Source organism: Nonomuraea terrae (assembly GCF_004348995.1).
GTDB classification, from domain to species: domain Bacteria; phylum Actinomycetota; class Actinomycetes; order Streptosporangiales; family Streptosporangiaceae; genus Nonomuraea; species Nonomuraea terrae.
Genome location: NZ_SMKQ01000070.1, coordinates 1 through 18,388, shown reverse-complemented (window position 1 = coordinate 18,388; position 18,388 = coordinate 1). Strand labels below are relative to the sequence as shown.

Genomic DNA, 18,388 nt, shown 5'->3' with positions numbered 1-18,388 from the left:
CTCCGCTCTCTCAGCCCGGCAAAGGATACTCTTTTGCGGGAAGCGTCTCGAAGGGATGAGATCCGGTGCAGTTCAACGTGCGACCCTACGTATGCGGCGCTCTCGGCCGGATCGACACCGCCCTCCTCGGCAAACTGACCGCCGCGGGCCCGCGGGTGCGCCCCGCGCTGCAGACCGACGAGGCGGCGCTGTTCAGCTCGACGCCGCTGCCGCCCTACCACCGCGACGGCGCCTCGTACGCGTTCGCGTGGGGCGAGCGCAGGCCGAAGGCCGCCGACGACTGGATCTCGGTCGCGGAGACGTACGAGACGCCGGGGCTGATCGGCGACGGCGACCGGGTGACGCTGCACACCGGCGGGCTTGGCCTGGTCGACGTCTACTACGTGCGCCAGGGCGACGCGGTCTACTTCTCCTCGCTCATCCAGCCGCTGCTGGCCCTCGTGCCGATCGAGATCGACTGGTCGGCGTGGGCCTCGATCCTGCAGGTGACGTTCCCGCTGGCCGAGGCGACGCCGTACACCGAGGTCAAGCGGCTGCCGGGGTCGAGCGCGCTGGTGTTCCGGCACGGCGTGCTCACCACCGAGCGCCGGCTGCCGCGCTGGCTGCGCACCGAGCCGTACGAGGCGTGGATCAGCCCGCACGAGATCGTCCAGCTGCTGCACGACGTCTACGAGGAGTACGACGGCCGCAAGCTGCTCGTCCCGGTGAGCGGCGGCTACGACTCCCGCCTGCTGGCCAGTGTGGCCAAGGCCAGGGGCGCCGACGTCGAGTCGTGGACGACCAGCCCCGACGACGGCACCGACACCGACATCGCGTTCGCCCGGGCGATCACCAGGGAGTTGGGCATCCCCCACCGGGTGATCATCCAGGACGCCGCCGACTACCCGGCCGACGCCGCCGAGGTGGCCCGCCGGCTGGAATATCTGACTCCCCACCACGCCTGGTACGCGCCCTTCGCCAAGGAGGTCCACGGCGCGGGCCGGATCCTCGTCGACGGGCTGGCCGGCGGGCCGCTGCTGAAGAACTTCATGGTCAGCGGGGCCGCGCTGGAGGCCAGGACGCAGGCCGAGCGCTCGAAGGCCGTGCTCGATTCCCTGTCGCTCGGGCAGCCGTCGCAGCCGTTCCTGTCGAAGGCCGCCGCGCAGTGGATGGACGAGACCGTGCGCGAGCAGTTCGCCGCGGCCACCTCCATGCTCCACGGGCACCGGGCCGAGCTGCCGCTGTCGGTGCTGCACACCCGGACCGTGCGTGGCATCGCGCGCTCGGCGGTCAACCTGGTGGGGCCCGAGGCGTCGTTCGCGGCGCCGTTCATCCACCCGGAGTTCTTCGACGCCGCGCTGTCGGTCGGGGTGGCCAGGAAGGACAAGGGCCGCTTCTACCGCGAGGTGCTCTACGCGGCGGACCCACGGGTGGCCGCGCTGCCGTCCACCAACGTCGTCAAGCAGCCGCTCCAGCGGGTACCGTTGCGGTCCACGGCGGCGCCTGCCCGAAATTATTCGCACCGCATGCTGGAGACGGTGGTGCGGAGAGTGCCGGGTCTGCTGTCCGACGAGATGCACGAGGTGGTCGCGGCCGGACCCGACGCTCTGACCAGGTTCAACGGGTGGAATGACCGTTTCTGGGTAAGAGGTCTGGTCTTGTTCGGACTGTGGCTGAGTGACGTAGAGAACGACCTCTCGGACCTGACGCCGCCTTTTTAGTGAACTCTGGGTAACAGGGTGATTACGTACCGATCTCGCGGGTATTAACCCTCGCACAGCAGAAGCGGGTTCCGGAGAGCCAACGGGCTGGTAGTGTTCGGCCCGTAAGCGCCGCACAAACGGGCACCAGATCACAAATCCGGTCTCGTTCGAGGGCATGGGGTTCGCAGGGATGACGACCCCACGCGGCGCGGTCACCACATAACAACGCCGGGGAACCGGTGACTTCGTCCTGCCCACATCTCTTCCTGTGAGCGACATATGATCAACGCATCCCCAATGCCGGAGCCGATCTCCGAGGCGTTCGTCTCGGAGGATCCTGCCTGGTACAAGCGGGCGGTGTTCTACGAAGTGCTCGTCCGGGGGTTCAAGGACTCCAACGGCGACGGCACCGGCGACCTGCGCGGTCTCATCGAGAAGCTGGGCTATCTCGAGTGGCTCGGCGTGGACTGCCTGTGGCTGCTGCCGCTGTACGAGTCGCCGCTGCGCGACGGCGGGTACGATATTTCGGACTATATGAAGATCCTCCCTGACTTCGGGGACTTGGGGGATTTTGTCCAGCTGATCGAGAAGGCCCACGAACGCGGCCTGCGGATCATCACCGACCTGGTGATGAACCACACCAGTGATCGGCACCCGTGGTTCCAGGCGTCCCGGCACGACCCCGAGGGGCCGTACGGCGACTTCTACGTGTGGTCCGACCACCCCGGCGGATATCCGGACGCGCCGATCATCTTCATCGGCGCCGAAGAGTCCAACTGGACCTACGACCCGGTGCGCAAGCAGTACTACTGGCATCGTTTCTTCCACCACCAGCCGGACCTCAACTATGACAATCCGGCGGTCCAGGAGGCCATGCTGGAGGTCCTGCGGTTCTGGCTGGACCTCGGCATCGACGGGTTCCGGCTGGACGCGGTGCCGTACCTGTTCGAGCGGGAGGGCACGGCGTGCGCGGGGCTGCCCGAGACGCACGCGTACCTGAAGAAGATCCGCGCGGAGGTCGACCGGCTCTACCCCGACCGGGTGCTGCTGGCCGAGGCCAACGGCTGGCCCGAGGACGTCGTGGAGTACTTCGGCGACCCCACCACGGGAGGTGACGAATGCCACATGGCCTTCCACTTCCCGCTGATGCCGCGCATCTACATGGCGGTCAAGAAGGAGACCCGCGAGCCGATCTCCGAGATCATGTCGCTCACGCCGAAGCTGCCGGAGAACGCCCAGTGGGGCATCTTCCTCCGCAACCACGACGAGCTCACGCTCGAGACGGTCAGCGAGGAAGAGCGCGACTACATGCACAAGGAGTACGCCAAGGACCCGCGCATGCGGGCCTACCTCGGCATCCGCCGCCGCCTGGCCCCGCTGCTCGACAACGACCGCGACCGCATCGAGCTGTTCACCGCGCTGCTGCTGTCGCTGCCGGGCTCGCCGATCATCTACTACGGCGACGAGATCGGCATGGGCGACAACATCTGGCTGGAGGACCGCGACTCGGTCCGCACGCCGATGCAGTGGAGCCCCGACCGCAACGCCGGGTTCTCCTCAGCCGATCCGGGCCGGCTCTACCTGCCCGCGGTCATGGACCCGATCTACGGCTACCAGGCGGTCAACGTGGAGGCCCAGCAGCGCCACGAGGGCTCGCTGCTCCACTTCACCCGCAAGATGCTGGAGATCCGCCGCCGGCACCCGGTGTTCGGCACAGGGGCGTACACGGAAATGTGGTCGTCGAACCCGTCCGTGCTGACGTACGTGCGCGAGGAGCGCGACGACGTGATGCTGTGCGTCAACAACCTGTCGAAATTCCCGCAGCCGGTGGAGCTCGACCTGCGGCGCTTCGAGGGCATGATCCCGGTCGAGGCGCGGGGCGGGGTGCACTTCCCCAAGATCGGGGAGCTGCCGTACCTGCTGACGCTGCCGGGGCACGGCTTCTACTGGTTCGCGCTGAAGCAGGACGAGAACGAGGAGCAGCCGGTCAGGCTGGGCTAGACCTACTGGGCTGATCTCATGGCGCCCGCGGCCCGATGGCCGCGGGCGTCAGCGTGCGGTGACCGGCACCTGGGCGCGGGCGGCGCGGCGGGCGGGGATCAGCGCGACCGCGAGGGCCGCGCCCACCGCGACGACCACGGTCACCGCCAGCGTCACCGGCGACGGCGCCCGGCCGATGCCCGCGCCGACGCCGCTGGTGTGGCCCTGCAGATCGATCAGCGCGGTCACCACGGACGCCCCCGCCACCGCGCCCGCGCCGATCCCGAGCACGACGAGCAGGCCCGTCCCGGTCACCAGCGTGGCCATGACCTGGCGCGGCGTGAGCCCCATCGCCTTCAGCACGGCCAGGTCGAAGGCGTGGTCGCGCAGCCCGAGCGCGCTGGCGGTGAGCAGGTTGGCCAGGCCGATCAGGGCCAGCACGGCGATCAGCGCCACGATCACCACCCGGATGACGGACAGCCGGTCGGCCGGGTTGACCGCGGCCTGCACGTCGAGGCCCTCGGCCGACTCGCCCAGCAACCGGCCCCGCACCTCCGCGGGGTCCGCCCCCGGCTGGAGCGCGAGCGCGTAGTACGTCGGCGGCTCCGCGTCCTTCTCCGCCAGGCTGTCGAGGCCCAGCGAGAGCACCTCGCCGTCCTGGTCGGGCTCGACGGCGCGGCCGACGATCCGGACGATCAGCGGGGTGCCGCCCACGGTGAGCCGCACCCGGTCGCCGATCTCCACGCCGAGCAGGTCGAGCAGGCCCTGCCCGGCGACGGCCTCGCCCTGGCGGGCGTACATGCGGCCCTCGACCACGGGGAACGGGTACGGCTGCGCCGAGCCGCCGAGCGCCCGCACGCGTACGGACCGGGCCTCGCCCGGGGCCAGGGCGTTGACGTCGGTGCCCGGGTAGACGGCGGCCACGTCCTTGTCGCGCTCGGCGATCCGCTGGGCGGCGGCCGGCTCCAGCTTGCCGGGGCGGACGTACAGGGAGGCGTGCTGGCCCACCTGCTCGGGGTGGGACTTGAAGGAGTCGAGCGTGGACCACACGCCCAGCCCGATGGTGATCATCATCATCGGCACGGCCAGGCCGAACGCCGTCAGGAACGCCGGTACCCGGCGGGTGAAGGCGTCGCGGGTGCCGAGGACGAGGGCGGGCGGAAGGCGTACGAGAAGGGCGAGCCGGGCCAGCCTGGACAGGTGGCCGCGCGGCGGGGCGGCCGGCGCGGCCGGGATCGGGGGTGTGCGCCCGCCGCGCCACGCGGGCAGCCCCACGGCCGCCAGCACGACGAGGGCCGTGCCCGCGACGATGGCCAGCACCGGACCCGCGGCGACGGAGCTCGGGCCCAGCATGGCCGCCATGACGCCCCAGCCGGTGACCGCGCCGAGCGCGATGCCCAGCAGGCCGAGGGCGCCGTGCTCGACCAGGAGCAGCAGCGCCACCTGGCCCTTGGTGAACCCCATCGACTTGAGCGTGGCCAGGTCGCGCAGCTGGCCCAGCACCCGGCCGCCGGCGGCGTTGGCCAGCGCCAGCGCGGCGGCCACCAGGCCCACGACTCCGAACAGCGCGAGGAGCGTGCCGAGCAGCCGGTTGTCCAGCTCCATCGAGGCCCTGACCTCGCGCCAGGTGTAGACGCGCTGCAGGCCGTCCTCCAGCATGACGACCGCGCGCTGCGAGACGACCTGGGACGCCTCCGGGTCGTCCAGGCGCAGCCCGGTCACCCACTCGCTGCGGGCCTGCACGGGCTCGACCCGGTCGAGCATGACGGGCAGCACGTACGCCAGGCCGGGCGTCCACTCCGGGTAGAAGCCCTGGTCGGCGGAGTCGGCGATGCCGCGCACGTAGAGGGTGTGGCGTCCGCCGTTGAGCGCGATGATCGTGAACGGCGCGCCGATGCGCAGGCCCAGCGACCGGGCGAAGGAGCGTTCGACGACCACGCCGTCCGGCTGGGCGGGGTCGAGCCACCTGCCCTCGGCCACCACCGGGTGCGCCACCGCGGGCGGCGTGGCCGGCATCGCGCGCAGAGCGGCCGGGTCGCGTCTGCCGTCCTGTGCCACGGTGACGGGGGCCGAGCGGTAGGGGCCGGCGGTCTCGGCGACGCCGTCGATGCCGCCGAGCGAGACCTGGGGGCCGTCCTTGGTGTAGATCCAGACGTGGGCGCCCTCGGTCTGGGCGAACAGGCCGCGCCACGGGTTGGTGCCGTCTTCGAGCAGGGTCACCGCGGTGATCAGCGCGGCCACGATGCCGGCCACCGCCAGCACGGTCAGCGCCGCCGGCCCCTTCCTGGCCCGCAGGTCGGCCCTGACCCACCGGCTCCCCGCCCTGGTGGTGCTCATCTCAGGTCGATGACCTCTCCGGCGGTGCCGGTGCGGCGGCGGACGATGCGGCCGTCGTCGACGATCTCGCCGTCGAACAGCGACACCACGCGGTCGGCCAGGCTGGCCACGCGGGCGTCGTGGGTCACCATGACGATCGTCTGGCCGTCTTTGTGCACGTCGCCGAGCAGGCGGAGCACGTCGCGGGTGTTGCGGCTGTCGAGATTGCCGGTGGGCTCGTCGGCGAGTAACAGCGCGGGCTCGTTGGCCAGCGCCCTGGCCAGCGCGACCCGCTGCTGCTCGCCGCCGGAGAGCTGCGCGGGCGCGGCGTCGGCCCGGTCGGTGAGGTTGAGCGCCGCCAGCAGGCTCTCCCTGCGCCGGCGGGCCACCTTGGGTGAGGCCCCGGACAGCAGCGCGGGGAGCTCGACGTTGTCGCCGACGGTCATGTTGGCGACGAGGTTGAAGAACTGGAAGACGAAGCCGATCTTCTTGCGCCGCAGCAGCGCCCACGCGCTCTCCGACAGCGTGTCGACGCGCTTGCCGTCGAGCCAGATCTCGCCGCTGGTGCGGGTGTCGAGGCCGCCGAGCATGTGGACGAGCGTGGACTTCCCCGAGCCGGACGGCCCCATGACGGCGACGAACTCACCCGGCTCGACCTGCAGGTCCACCCCGCGTACGGCCGGCACGGGGACCGCGCCGTCCTGGTAGATCTTGACCAGATTGACCGTTTTTGCGACGGCGTTCACGCGAGGTCCTCCTGACACCGTTCGAGCCAGTCGAGGTCGGCCTGCAGGTGCAACATGGCGCCCTCGATGAGCAGCATGGCCACCCGGTCGGTGGGCGGCGTGCGGGACAGCAGCTCGTTGAGGTCGCTCATGAGCGACAGGTAGTGGCGGCGCTGCCGGTTGATCAGGGCCATCCGGTCGGCGATGCCGGTGAGCGGGGCGAGGACGAGCTTCATGAAGAACTCGTCGCGCACACGCGGGCCCTCGGTGGGCTCGTCGACCCAGATCTCGAGCACCTCGCGGCCCTTGGCGGTCAGGTAGTAGACCTTCTTGTTGGGCCGGTTGGACTGCTCGACGTCGACCGCCCTGACCAGGCCGTCCTTCTCCAGCCTGCCGAGGGTGACGTATATCTGCCCGATGTTGGGGGAGGGATAGGCGCTGCCGAAGGTCTGCTCCAGCGCCTGTTTCAGCTCGTAACCGTGCGCCGGCTCCTTCGCCAGCAGCGCCAGCAGGTGAAGCCGCACCGCCCCACCTCCCCGCGTTGTGTTACGCATGCGTTACGGAGTTATCCGTTGACCTACAGATTACAGGTGTGCATAACATAAATGCATCTACCTAACACGTATGTAAAACAGTCTGAACACGGAGGAAACAGCGTGCTTCGCCCGCTTTCCCTGCTGCTGGCCGTCACACTCGCGGCCGGCTGCGCGGCAGCGGGCGACGAGGGCGGCGGCGGATCCGGTACGGGCGGAACAGGGCCCATCACCTTCGCCACCGGCCGCGACACCACGGCGTACCTGCAACCCCTGCTGGACCGCTGGAACCAGGCCCACCCGGCCGAGAAGGTGACGCTGCTGGAGCTGCCCGAGGCCGCCGACGAGCAACGCGCCCAGATGGTGGCCAACCTCCAGGCCCGCAGCAACCGCTACGACGTGCTCGGCCTGGATGTGATCTTGACCGCCGAATTCGCGGAGAACGGCTGGATCATCCCCCTGGAGCGCGGGCTGTTCCCGCTCGACAGGTTCCTGCCGCCCGTCGTGGAGACGGCGATCTACAAGGACAAGCTCTGGGCCGTCCCGTACACCAGCAACGCCGGGCTGCTCTACTACCGGACCGACCTGGTGGACAAGCCGCCCAGGACGTGGGCCGAGCTACGCGACCAAGCACGCAAAATCACGAAAAAGCACGACATTGGAGGCTACGCCGGGCAATTCCTGGCGTACGAAGGGCTCACCGTCAACTTCTCCGAGGCCGTGCAGTCGGCCGGCGGCGAGATCGTCAGCCGCGACGGCACCGAGGTCGCCCTCGACCCGGCCACCGGCGGCACCGCCCTGGAGTTCCTGCTCCAGGGCGTACGCGAAGGCTGGATCCCGAAGGAGTCGCTGAGCTACAAGGAGGAGGAGTCCCGCCTGGCCTTCCAGGAGGGCAGGCTGGCCTTCGCCCGCAACTGGCCGCACGCGTACGGCCCCGCCAAGGCCGAGCTGGGCGACAAGGTGGCCGTGACGCGGCTGCCGGGCCTGAACGGGCCCGGGTCGAGCACGCTCGGCGGCGCCAACCTCGCCGTCAGCGCCTTCTCCAAGCACCAGCAGACCGCGCAGGAGTTCATCCGCTACTTCACCAGCCTGGAGAACGAGCGGCGGGTGCTCACCGAAGGCTCCTTCCCGCCCGTGTGGACGGAGCTCTACGACGACCCCGAGCTGATCAAGCGCTTCCCCTACCTGCCCGTGCTCAAGGAGAGCATCCTGACCGCGAAGGCACGGCCGGTGAGCGCGAACTACAACCAGCTGAGCCTGGTGATCGCCAGTTCGGTCGCCAAGGTGCTCGGCGATCCCACCCCCGAGTCCGCCGACGACGTGGCGGCCTCGATGAAGTCCGAACTCGAAGAGATCATGAGAACCCAGTGAGGCAGCCATGCGAAAAGGCAGAACAGCAGCGATCCTGGCCGGGCTCGCGGTAGCCGTCGCCGCCTGCGGCAACGCGCCGACCACCACGGCGCCCACCGGCTCGGCGTCGGCTCCGGCGAGCGGGGGCGCCAAGCCGCTGGAGGGCGTGACGCTGGAGGTGGCCGCCAAGTGGACGGGCGCCGAGCAGAAGAACTTCGAGCAGGTGCTCAAGGCCTTCTCCGACAAGACCGGCGCCAAGGTGACGTACGCCTCCACCGGTGAGGACACCGGGGCCTACCTCGGCCCGCGCATCCAGGGCGGCAGCCCGCCCGACGTGGCGATCCTGCCCCAGCCGGGCCTGGTGCAGCAGTACGCCGACCAGGACGCGCTCAAGCCGCTGAGCGACGAGGTCATCAGCGAGATCGACGCCAACTACACCCCGTACTGGAAGGAGCTCGGCTCCGCCGACGGCCAGGTCTACGGCGTGCTGATCAAGGCGGCGCACAAGTCGCTGGTCTGGTACCGCGGCCAGGCGTTCGAGGACGCCGGCGTGCAGCCACCGACCACGTGGGACGAGCTGGTGACGGCCGCGCAGACCGTCGCCGACTCCGGCACCCCGCCCTTCTCCTTCTGCGGCGCCTCCGGCTGGACGCTGACCGACCTCTTCGAGAACGTCTACCTGTCCACCGCCGGCCCGGAGAACTACGACAAGCTCTCCAAGCACGAGATCCCGTGGACCGACCCCACCGTGACCACGGCGCTGGAGAAGATCCAGCAGATCGTCAAGAACGACTTCCTGGTCGACGGCACCTCCGGCACCATGCAGACCGACTTCCCCACCTGCGTGAGCAAGGTCTACGGCACCGACGACGCCGCCATGGTCATCGAGGCCGACTTCGTGGCCGTCGAGGCCGTCCAGTCGGGCGCCAAGGTCGGCGACGAGGCGAAGTACTTCCCCTTCCCGAAGGTCGGCGACACCGCCCCCGTCGTGCTCGGCGGCGACGTCGCCGTGGCCATGAAGGACTCCCCCGGCGCCATGGCGCTGTTGCAGTTCCTGGCCTCCAAGGAAGGCGGCGAGATCTGGGCCAAGCTGCCCGGCTACCTGTCGCCCAACAAGAACGTCTCCCCCACCAACTACCCCGACGAGCTGACCAGGCAGCTCGGCCAGACCATCGTCTCGGCCGGTGACGCCGTCCGCTACGACATGTCCGACCTGGCGCCGAGCGCCTTCGGCGGCACCGACGGCAAGGGCGAGTGGAAGGTGCTGCAGGACTTCCTGCGCGACCCGAGCGACATCAAGGGCGCTCAGGAAGCGCTGGAGTCCGAGGCCGTCAAGGCCTGGAAGTAAAGAGGTAAGGCCGTGACCGAACGGTTGGACGGCCGGCAGGCCCCGCCCGCGGACGCCGCGGGCGGGCCCTCCACCGGACCGGCTGCACCCCCCAGCAAGAAATCACGCCTCGGCCCCTCGCCGGCGGTCGCCATCGCCTTCCTCCTCCCGGCCGCGCTGCTGCTGGGCATCTGGGTGGTCTACCCGATCGTCTACTCCCTGTTCCGCAGCCTGTTCGACGCCACGGGCCAGGGGTTCGTGGGGCTGGGCAACTACGCCACGATCTTCACCGACTCGGGCATGCTCACCACGATCCGCAACAACCTCATCTGGGTGGTCGTCGCGCCGATCGTGGTCACCACGCTGGGTCTGATCTTCGCGGTGCTGACCGAGCGCATCCGCTGGGCGACGGCGTTCAAGCTGATCGTCTTCATGCCGATGGCGGTCTCGCTGATGGCGGCCGGCGTGATCTTCCGCCTCGTGTACGAGGAGAACCCGGACCGCGGCGTGGCCAACGCCATCCTCACCACCGTCCACGACACGTTCTCCTCCGCACAGGGCTATCCGGAGGCCCGGCCGCGCGAGGGCGACCAGTCGCAGGTCGCCGACCAGAACGGCGCGGTCGTCACCAAGCAGCCCGCGCAGGCGGGACAGCCGGTGCTGATCCCGATCGTCGGCGTCCGGCCGGAGTTCATGCCGAGTGACGCCCAGCCGGCGCGGGCGCCCGCGGCCGGCGACGGCCTGGCCGGGACGGTCTGGTTCGACTTCACCCCCGGAGGCGGCGGCGTGAACGGCGCCGTGGACGGCTCGGAGCGCGGCCTGCCCGGCATGACCGTGGAGGCGGTGGGGAGCGGCGGCGAGGTCGCCGCGACCGCGACGACGGCCGAGGACGGCACCTTCCAGTTCGAGGGGCTCCCCGCGGGCTCCTACACCGTACGGCTGCCGCAGTCGAACTTCGAAGCCTCGTACGGCGGGTTGACCTGGCTCGGGCCGACGCTCATCACGCCCGCCATCATCGGCGCGTTCGTCTGGGTGTGGGCCGGGTTCGCCATGGTCCTGATCGCGGCCGGGCTCGCGGCGATCCCGCGTGACGCGCTGGAGGCGGCCCGCATCGACGGCGCCTCGGAGTGGCAGGTGTTCCGCAAGATCACCGTCCCGCTGCTGTCGCCGGTGCTGCTCGTCGTCTTCGTGACGATGATCATCAATACGCTGAAGGTGTTCGACCTGGTCTTCATCATCGCGCCGGCCTCCGTGCAGCCGCAGGCGAACGTGGTGGCGCTGGAGATGTGGCGGGTGTCGTTCGGCGGCGGGGGCAACCAGGGCCTGGGCAGCGCCCTCGCGATCTTCCTGCTGATCCTGGTCCTCCCCTTCATGATCATGAACATCCGCAGGTTCCGGAGGGGAGACTCATGACCACCGCGACAGTCCCGGCCCCGTCGAGGCTGGAGGCGGGGGCGCCCCGCAGGGGCCTGGCGGGCAGGATCGTCGACCGCCTGGGCAGCGGCGTCGTGCAGGTCGTCATGGTCGTGCTCGGCCTGTTCTGGCTGGTGCCGACCCTGGGCCTGCTGGTCGTCTCGCTGCGCACCACGCAGGTCAACAACGCCGAAGGCTGGTGGACGGTCTTCACCAAGCCGGCCGAGCTGACCATCCAGAACTACGCGAACCTGCTGGGCAGCGGCTTCACCGCCTCCTTCTGGAACACCGTGCTCATCACGGTGCCGACGACGATCCTGGTGATCGGCATCGCGGCCATGGCGGGGTACGCGTTCGCGTGGATGGACTTCCCCGGCCGCGACACCACGTTCCTCGTGGTCGTCGGGCTGCTCATCGTGCCGATCCAGATCGCGCTGATCCCCGTCGCGAGCCTGTACGGCGGCGCCGGCATCTTCGGCACGATCCCCGGCGTGGTGCTGTTCCACGTGGCGTTCGGGTTGCCGTTCGCGATCTTCCTGCTCCGCAACTTCTTCGTCGGCATCCCCGCCTCGCTGCTGGAGGCGGCCAGGATGGACGGCGCATCGGAGTGGAAGATCTTCGCTCAGGTGGTGTTCCCGCTGGGCAAGCCCGCCATCGCCTCGCTGGGCATCTTCCAGTTCCTGTGGGTGTGGAACGACATGCTGATCGCGCTGGTCTTCGCCGATACCGGCAACCAGCCGATGACCAAGTACCTGCAGTCGCAGATGCGGCAGTTCGGGTCGAACGTCGACATCCTCTCGTCCGGCGCGTTCATGTCGCTGGTCATTCCGCTGGTCCTGTTCTTCGCCTTCCAGCGGTACTTCGTCCAGGGCATGATGGCCGGCTCCGTCAAGTGACCTGGCGGGCGCCCGCCTCCCGAGAGGGGGGCAGGCGGGCGCCCGCCCTGTGATCATTCCGGTACGGCTTGAACCGCCGTTTCGGCAACAAGCCGTACCAGACCTGGCTAAGCTCATCGGCCATGGCCGGTCGTCCACTGAACGAAGTCGTCGAAGCAGGGTGGGCTCGCGCGCTCGAGCCCGTCGCAGAGCAGATCTCCTTCATGGGAGAGTTCCTGCGGAAAGAGATCGCCGAGGGCCGGCAGTACCTGCCGGCCGGGCCGAACGTCCTGCGGGCGTTCAACCAGCCCTTCGACGAGGTCAAGGTGCTGATCGTGGGGCAGGACCCGTACCCGACGCCCGGCCACCCCGTCGGGCTGTCGTTCTCGGTGGCGCCCGACGTGCGGCCGCTGCCCGGCAGCCTGGTCAACATCTACAAGGAGATGGAGACCGACCTCGGCCTGCCCCGGCCGTCCAACGGCGACCTGACGCCGTGGGCCGAGCAGGGCGTGCTGCTGCTCAACAGGGTGCTCACCGTGATGCCCGGCAAGCCCGCCTCCCACCGCGGCAAGGGCTGGGAGCAGGTCACCGAGCAGGCCATCAAGGCCCTGGTGGCGCGCGACAAGCCGATGGTGGCGATCCTGTGGGGCCGCGACGCCCGCAACCTCGCGCCCATGCTCGGCAGCGTGCCGCGTGTCGAGTCGGCGCACCCGTCGCCGCTGTCCGCGCGCAGCGGGTTCTTCGGCTCCCGGCCGTTCAGCCGCGCCAACGAGCTGCTCATCCAGCAGGGCGCGGCTCCCGTCGAGTGGAAGCTGCCCTAGCATCGTCGCCATGAGTGATGAACCGAAGTTCCTGCGCCTCACGGTCGAGCTGACCGTCGAAGTGCTCGACATGGAGGCGCTGCAGGCCGCGGCGCTGGCCGAGATCAGACACCCCGACGCCGACCTCAGCGACGAGGAGCGTACGGAGCAGGCCGAGCTGGTCGCCTCCGACGACACCGGCGCCTCGGCGTTGCAGTGGCTGATCGAGCCTGACCACGTGCTGCAGCTCGTCGACCACATCGGCGAGATCGAGCCCCGTGAGGCCGTGCTCGGCGTCGAGCCGTCGGAGGGGCTGAGCGAAGAGGACGACGAGGAGCACGACCACGCGTGACGCGTACGCGGTGAGGTAGGGCGGCGGCCACGGCGTTCAGACGTCGTGGCTTTTCGCTGCCTTGACTAAGATCGGAAGCCTCCGGATCGTGCGAGAGGGCAGCCGATGATCGTCGCATTCTCCATCACCCCGCTGGGCGTCGGCGAAGGGGTCGCCGAGCCCGTGGCCCGCGCCGTCAAGGTGGTCCGTGACAGCGGCCTGCCGAACCGTACGGACGCGATGTTCACCACGATCGAGGGCGAGTGGGACGAGGTCATGGACGTCGTCAAGCGGGCCGTGGACGCCGTGGCCGAGGTCGCACCGCGGGTGGGCCTGGTGTTGAAGGCCGATATGCGTGCGGGTGTCACCGACGGGATGACCTCCAAGCTGGAGTCCCTGGAACGCCACCTGCCCTAATATTTCACGACATCGGCGCCGGTCGGCCGGCGCCGCGTCTACTCTTGCCGCTCTGGCTCTTCGTTCGAGATATGTCTTGAAAGCTCCTCCGACGCGACATATCGTGTTGCACGACTAGACGCGATAGTACGCGTTTCTCTGGAGGCGGTCATGCAGTACGAGCGAGTGCCGGTCCTGGTGGTCGGTGCGGGGTATGCGGGGCTGAGCGCGGCGACGCTGCTGGCCTGGCGTGGGATTCCGGTCATGCTGGTCGAACGGCATGCGAGCACGTCGGTCCAGCCGAAGGCGTTCGGCGTGGGGCCGCGGGCGATCGAGTTGCTGCGTCCCGTCCCGGGGCTGGAGGAGCGGCTCGCGAGCGTCTGGGCGGGCATCGGCGACAACATGCGCATCGCCATCGCCAAAAGCCTGGTCGACCCAGAGCCGCACATGATCATGAACGACGAGCAGGAGGAGCTCGCCTTCCTGGCGGACGTCACGCCCGCCAGGCTGGTCGGGGCGCCACAGGCCGAGATCGAGCGCATCCTGCGGCACAAGGCCGAGGAACTCGGCGCCGACCTGCGGTTCTCCACCGAGTTGATCTCTCTCGACCAGGACGCCGACGGCGTCACGGCCGTCATCCGCGGGCAGGACGGCGACCGGCTCGTGCGCGCCGAATACGTGGTGGCCGCCGACGGGTACCGCAGCCCGCTGCGGCAGATGCTGGACGTCCCGGTCTCGGGCAAGGGCGAGCTGGGCCGGATGTGCTCGATCATGTTCGACGCCGACCTGACCGGGCTGGTGCGGGAGCGCGAGGTGACCCTCTGGTACCTGCAGAACGACGTCTTCACGGGCGTCATCGTGACCGGCACCGGGGTCGGGTCACACGTGCTCGGCGTCAACCACGCCGAGGGCGAGGGCGACTTCACCGAGCGGCGCTGCGTCGAGCTGGTACGGATCGCGACCGGCCGGCCGGATCTGGACGTACGGGTGCTGGACACGGCGTCGTTCGCGATGGCGCACGTGCTGGCGGACACGTACCGGGCCGGGCGGGTGTTCTTCGCCGGTGACGCCGCCCACACGATGCCGCCGACCGGCGGGCAGGGCGGCAGCACGGCGCTCCAGGACGGCTGCGACCTGGCCTGGCGGCTCTGGCTGGTGCTCACGGCGCAGGCCGGGCCGGCCTTTCTGGACACGTACGACGCCGAACGGCGCCCGATCGGCGCGGTGACCGCCGACATGCAGCTCGCCAACCTGGGCCGACGCATGCCTCCGACCGCCCGGATCGGTTATCCGGAGCCGCTCGACGACCCGGCGGGTGTGCTCATCGGCTACCGCTACCACTCCACCGCGATCATCGAAGGCCCCGGCGACGACGGCTCCATCCTGGAGGATCCCCGCGTACCGGACGGCCGCCCCGGCAGCCGAGCCCCTCACGTCACGCTCGACCGTCGCGGACGGCGCCTGTCCACGGTCGACCTCTTCGGCCGCGATTTCGTCCTCCTCACCACCGCCCAGCCCTGGATAGACGCGGCACAGCTGGTCAAAACCCGCCTCGGCATACGCCTGACGCCGATCCTGGTGACCGACCCCTCGACAACGCAGCGAGAGCACACAGAAGAACACCCGCTGACGGACACGGAGACCCGCCACCTAACGGACGCGGGGAGCCACTCCCCCACGGACGCGGACGGCCACCGCTTCACAGACGCACAAGACGGCCACCTAACGGACGCGGGGAGCCGCTCCCTCGCGGACGTGGAAGGCCGCTTCGCGGAGCGGTACGGCGTACGCGGGGGCGGCGCCGTACTGGTCCGCCCGGACGGCTACGTGGCCTGGCGCTCCCGGGACGTCGTCCCAGACCCCACCACCGCCCTGGACCAGGCCCTACGCCACATCCTCAGCCGCTGACCCCACCCACGCACCGCGGGCCTCCGCCACCACCACGATGCCGCCTGCCGACCCCACCGGTGCCGCGCCTCGGCATCCGGCAGGGAAGCGGATGCTCGTCCGGCTCCCTACCGGATCGAGCCGGCGCCGGGGCTCGGCCGCTGGTGGGAGCGGTGTCCGTCGCAGGCGCATCATCCGTGCCGCAGGTCGGCAAGAGCGACAAGTCGTCCGGTGACGACCACGACCAGCAAGTTGTCCGGGTGACGGCCACGACCAGCACCGCTCGCCCTGGCCGTCGCCGAACCCAACGGCATCCGGACCGCCTTCGGACCTCGCCGGACCCGAGGCAGTCAGACACCACGAAGGCTCACAGGAGCCGACAGGCGCAACCCGCGGCCCACCTTCGAACTGTCCTGACCCAACAACGACATCCGGCCGGATCAGAACCCGCGCCGACCGGACCGGCGATTCCCCTCACCTACCGCCGACCTCGCCCGACCCGAGAGACGACGCGAGCTGGAACCCACACAGCACCGTGCGGCCCACCAGTGGTTCCCACCACCTGTCCCGCCTCGCCTCCGGGAAGAGACATCCGGCGGAGGCCGTCCGCCGTCGGTGCCGGTCGTGGCGCGAGCTGGGAGCTCACAACGCGATGAGCGTCGCCCGAAAGGAGTCGGTTTGCCGCCGGCCGGTCCGATTGGCTAGGAAGCCTTGCATGCTAAGAGGTAACAAGGTCGGGCTCAGGGCCCGGCACGAGGACGACATTCCGATCCTGCGGGCCGAGCTCTACGACGACGTGGTCAACGCCTCGCGGGCCGAAGGCAGCCCGTGGCGGCCGATCACACCCGGATCGAACGATCCGCGGCTCGTGGTGGACGACAAGGAGCAAGGGAACGTCCGGTTCTCGGTCGTGGAGCTGGACGGCGGCACGCTGGTCGGCACCGCGACGCTGTGGGGCATCGACAACCACAACCGGTCCGCGCACATCGGGCTGGGACTGCTGCCGTCGGCCCGTGGCAAGGGCTACGGCACCGACGTGGTCGCGGTGTTGTGCCACTACGGTTTCGTCGTGCGCGGCCTGCAGCGACTGCAGATCGAGACGCTGTCGGACAACGCCGCGATGCTGCGCTCCGCCGAGCGCAACGGCTTCGTCCGCGAGGGCGTGCTGCGCCGCTCGGCCTGGGTCATGGGCGAGTTCCTGGACCAGGTGCTGCTCGGGCTCCTCGTCCAGGACTGGAAGCCGAACTCGTAGGGCCAGGCCGCCGCCCCGACGGCGGGCCGCAGAGCCGACATGGACGGCCGATGGCCAGGGCAGCTCATCACGACAGGACCGGTCAGGGGCGGCGGCGGTTGTGGAGAAGGCGTTCGCGGCGCGTGCGGAGTTTGTCGTGAAGGTGTTCCAGTTTGCGGCAGCGTTCTTCCAAGCGATCGACCAGCACGTCGATGGCGCCGGGAGTACGGGGGTCCGGTGCGGTCATGCCCAGTGCCGCGACCTGCTGGGAGAAGTCGGCCAGGGCGTCCCGGTCGGCTGCGCGCCGCAGGAGCGCGAGGCCGGATTCGCGGGCGCGTACGCTGGCGGGCAGTTCGACGTCCAGCTCGGCCAGCAGCCGTCCGATCTCCAGCAGCTCGGAGCCGCGCGGATCGGCCGACTCGATCAGCCGGCGCTCCTCCCGGACGAGCAGCTCCTCGTAGAGCTCCTCCGCCGGGCCGAGCTCGGCGAGCTCCCGCTCCACGGTGTCGAGCGCCATCGTGTACGCCTGCAGCTTGGCCTCCTGGGCGGCCACGGCCTCCTGATCCCATACCGCGATCGCGTCGAGCCTGCGACGCGCCTCCCGAACTAAGCCGGCTATGGCCGTACAGCGCTTGGCCAGCTCGTCCCGGCGACGCGCCCGGCGACGGGCGATACGCAGATCTTCATCGATCATCTCAAACGGGATCACGTCACTTGGACGGGAGCACCCGTCGAAACGGTTCACAACAATCTTCACTTTTCTCACATAACCGGTCAGAACCGGCAAGCAGCCTTACCGCCTCGGCCTACGCAGTCCGTGACCACGCCCGAGCCACGCGACGATCAACGGGCCAAAATCCGGAAATCAGCCACAGGCACACCAGGGGGAGCGGTGAGGCGCTCTCGCCCAGGACGAGGATGCCGACGGCGGCCACGCCGACCGCACCGAGGCCGACCCATGTAGGCGGTCCCCATCGGCAGCTCACGCAGGGCGGCCGAGAGCATGACGAGGCTCAGCGCGACAGCGGCCACGCCGATGATCGAGGATACGGAACACGTTCCGCCGGACTGCTGCCGATGGTGATCACTCTGCCGCCCTCGCGCATGTGCCGGGGAGTGTGCGGTCGAGGTCTTCCAGCGTCATCGCCTCCAGCGGCCCGCTGGGGGCGATGACGGCATTGTTGACCAGGACGTCGAGCCGTCCAAGCGTGGCGACGACATGCTGCACGGCGACGATCAGCGTGGCGGCGTCGGTCGCCGGGGCGGCGAGAGCCGCCGCCACGCCCACCGGGCCTCCCCGCCGTCCGCTTGCCCGGCGAGTCGGACGGCCACGGCCGGGGTGGCCGATCCGTTGACCGTCGGCGGCAGTTCAGCTCAGCCACCGGATGTCCGAGCCGCGGTTCGCCAGGGGCCGCCACGCCCGCCGGGTCTTCTCCGTCGTCTGCCGTCGTCATCGTCTGCTTGCTCGGTGAGTCAGGCGGCCAGGGCGCGAGTGGCGGAGTGGGCGAGGGTCAGTGAGGAGCGGGGGGCGAGGTGGGCCTG

General features: G+C 69.8%; 16 protein-coding genes. 11 read left to right on the top strand and 5 right to left on the bottom strand.

Annotation, left to right across the window (positions count from 1 at the left end; all coding sequences use genetic code 11):
* Nucleotides 1-77 precede the first annotated feature (77 nt).
* The gene (locus E1286_RS22490) at nucleotides 78-1,700 is read left to right on the top strand and encodes an asparagine synthase-related protein (RefSeq protein WP_132615416.1); all 1,623 of its coding nucleotides are present in this window, start codon (nucleotides 78-80) and stop codon (nucleotides 1,698-1,700) included.
* Between the two features lie 279 nt (nucleotides 1,701-1,979).
* The gene (treS, locus tag E1286_RS22485) at nucleotides 1,980-3,683 is read left to right on the top strand and encodes a maltose alpha-D-glucosyltransferase (protein ID WP_132615415.1); all 1,704 of its coding nucleotides are present in this window, start codon (nucleotides 1,980-1,982) and stop codon (nucleotides 3,681-3,683) included.
* A gap of 48 nt (nucleotides 3,684-3,731) precedes the next feature.
* Here treS and E1286_RS22480 read toward each other — a convergent pair whose 3' ends face one another.
* Genes E1286_RS22480 through E1286_RS22470 form a run of 3 tightly spaced genes read right to left on the bottom strand, consistent with a single transcriptional unit; the run spans nucleotide 3,732 to nucleotide 7,227 of the window.
* The gene (locus E1286_RS22480; RefSeq protein ID WP_132615414.1) at nucleotides 3,732-5,999 is read right to left on the bottom strand and encodes an ABC transporter permease; all 2,268 of its coding nucleotides are present in this window, start codon (nucleotides 5,997-5,999) and stop codon (nucleotides 3,732-3,734) included.
* Nucleotides 5,996-6,724, bottom strand: a complete 729-nt coding sequence (locus E1286_RS22475; RefSeq protein WP_132615413.1) for an ABC transporter ATP-binding protein — start codon at nucleotides 6,722-6,724, stop codon at nucleotides 5,996-5,998. Before E1286_RS22475 ends, E1286_RS22480 begins: the two co-directional genes overlap by 4 nt.
* Nucleotides 6,721-7,227 carry a PadR family transcriptional regulator gene (locus E1286_RS22470; RefSeq protein WP_132615412.1) on the bottom strand — a complete coding sequence of 169 codons (507 nt, stop codon included), beginning with the start codon at nucleotides 7,225-7,227 and terminating at the stop codon, nucleotides 6,721-6,723. The genes E1286_RS22475 and E1286_RS22470 overlap by 4 nt, the downstream gene beginning before the upstream one ends.
* Before the next feature lie 132 nt (nucleotides 7,228-7,359).
* Between E1286_RS22470 and E1286_RS22465 the strand changes: the two genes are divergently transcribed.
* From E1286_RS22465 to E1286_RS22425, 9 genes are all read left to right on the top strand, one after another.
* A complete protein-coding gene (locus E1286_RS22465; RefSeq protein WP_246075042.1) occupies nucleotides 7,360-8,607 on the top strand; it encodes an ABC transporter substrate-binding protein in 1,248 nt (415 codons plus the stop codon).
* Nucleotides 8,608-8,614: 7 nt separating this feature from the next.
* Complete coding sequence (locus E1286_RS22460; RefSeq protein WP_132615411.1) at nucleotides 8,615-9,934, top strand: ABC transporter substrate-binding protein; 1,320 nt, start codon at nucleotides 8,615-8,617, stop codon at nucleotides 9,932-9,934.
* 12 nt (nucleotides 9,935-9,946) lie between these two features.
* Entirely contained in the window at nucleotides 9,947-11,326 is a 1,380-nt protein-coding gene (locus E1286_RS22455; RefSeq protein ID WP_132615410.1) for an ABC transporter permease subunit, read from the top strand.
* Nucleotides 11,323-12,222, top strand: coding sequence for a carbohydrate ABC transporter permease (locus tag E1286_RS22450; protein WP_132615409.1), 900 nt, complete (start codon nucleotides 11,323-11,325; stop codon nucleotides 12,220-12,222). Before E1286_RS22455 ends, E1286_RS22450 begins: the two co-directional genes overlap by 4 nt.
* 122 nt (nucleotides 12,223-12,344) lie before the next feature.
* A complete protein-coding gene (locus tag E1286_RS22445; protein ID WP_132615408.1) occupies nucleotides 12,345-13,022 on the top strand; it encodes a uracil-DNA glycosylase in 678 nt (225 codons plus the stop codon).
* A 10-nt stretch (nucleotides 13,023-13,032) separates the two neighbouring features.
* A complete protein-coding gene (locus tag E1286_RS22440) occupies nucleotides 13,033-13,353 on the top strand; it encodes a hypothetical protein (protein ID WP_132615407.1) in 321 nt (106 codons plus the stop codon).
* A gap of 105 nt (nucleotides 13,354-13,458) precedes the next feature.
* Nucleotides 13,459-13,749: an MTH1187 family thiamine-binding protein gene (locus E1286_RS22435; RefSeq protein ID WP_132615406.1), complete on the top strand. Its 291-nt coding sequence runs from the start codon at nucleotides 13,459-13,461 to the stop codon at nucleotides 13,747-13,749.
* 150 nt (nucleotides 13,750-13,899) lie between these two features.
* Nucleotides 13,900-15,636 carry an FAD-dependent monooxygenase gene (locus tag E1286_RS22430; protein WP_132615405.1) on the top strand — a complete coding sequence of 579 codons (1,737 nt, stop codon included), beginning with the start codon at nucleotides 13,900-13,902 and terminating at the stop codon, nucleotides 15,634-15,636.
* 694 nt (nucleotides 15,637-16,330) lie between these two features.
* Nucleotides 16,331-16,867: a GNAT family N-acetyltransferase gene (locus E1286_RS22425; RefSeq protein ID WP_132615404.1), complete on the top strand. Its 537-nt coding sequence runs from the start codon at nucleotides 16,331-16,333 to the stop codon at nucleotides 16,865-16,867.
* An 82-nt stretch (nucleotides 16,868-16,949) separates the two neighbouring features.
* Here the strand turns inward: E1286_RS22425 and E1286_RS22420 are convergent, their stop codons facing one another.
* Entirely contained in the window at nucleotides 16,950-17,540 is a 591-nt protein-coding gene (locus E1286_RS22420; RefSeq protein ID WP_132615403.1) for a hypothetical protein, read from the bottom strand.
* 390 nt (nucleotides 17,541-17,930) lie between these two features.
* Nucleotides 17,931-18,134: an SDR family NAD(P)-dependent oxidoreductase gene (locus E1286_RS49345; protein WP_223190258.1), complete on the bottom strand. Its 204-nt coding sequence runs from the start codon at nucleotides 18,132-18,134 to the stop codon at nucleotides 17,931-17,933.
* Between the last annotated feature and the right edge of the window lie 254 nt (nucleotides 18,135-18,388).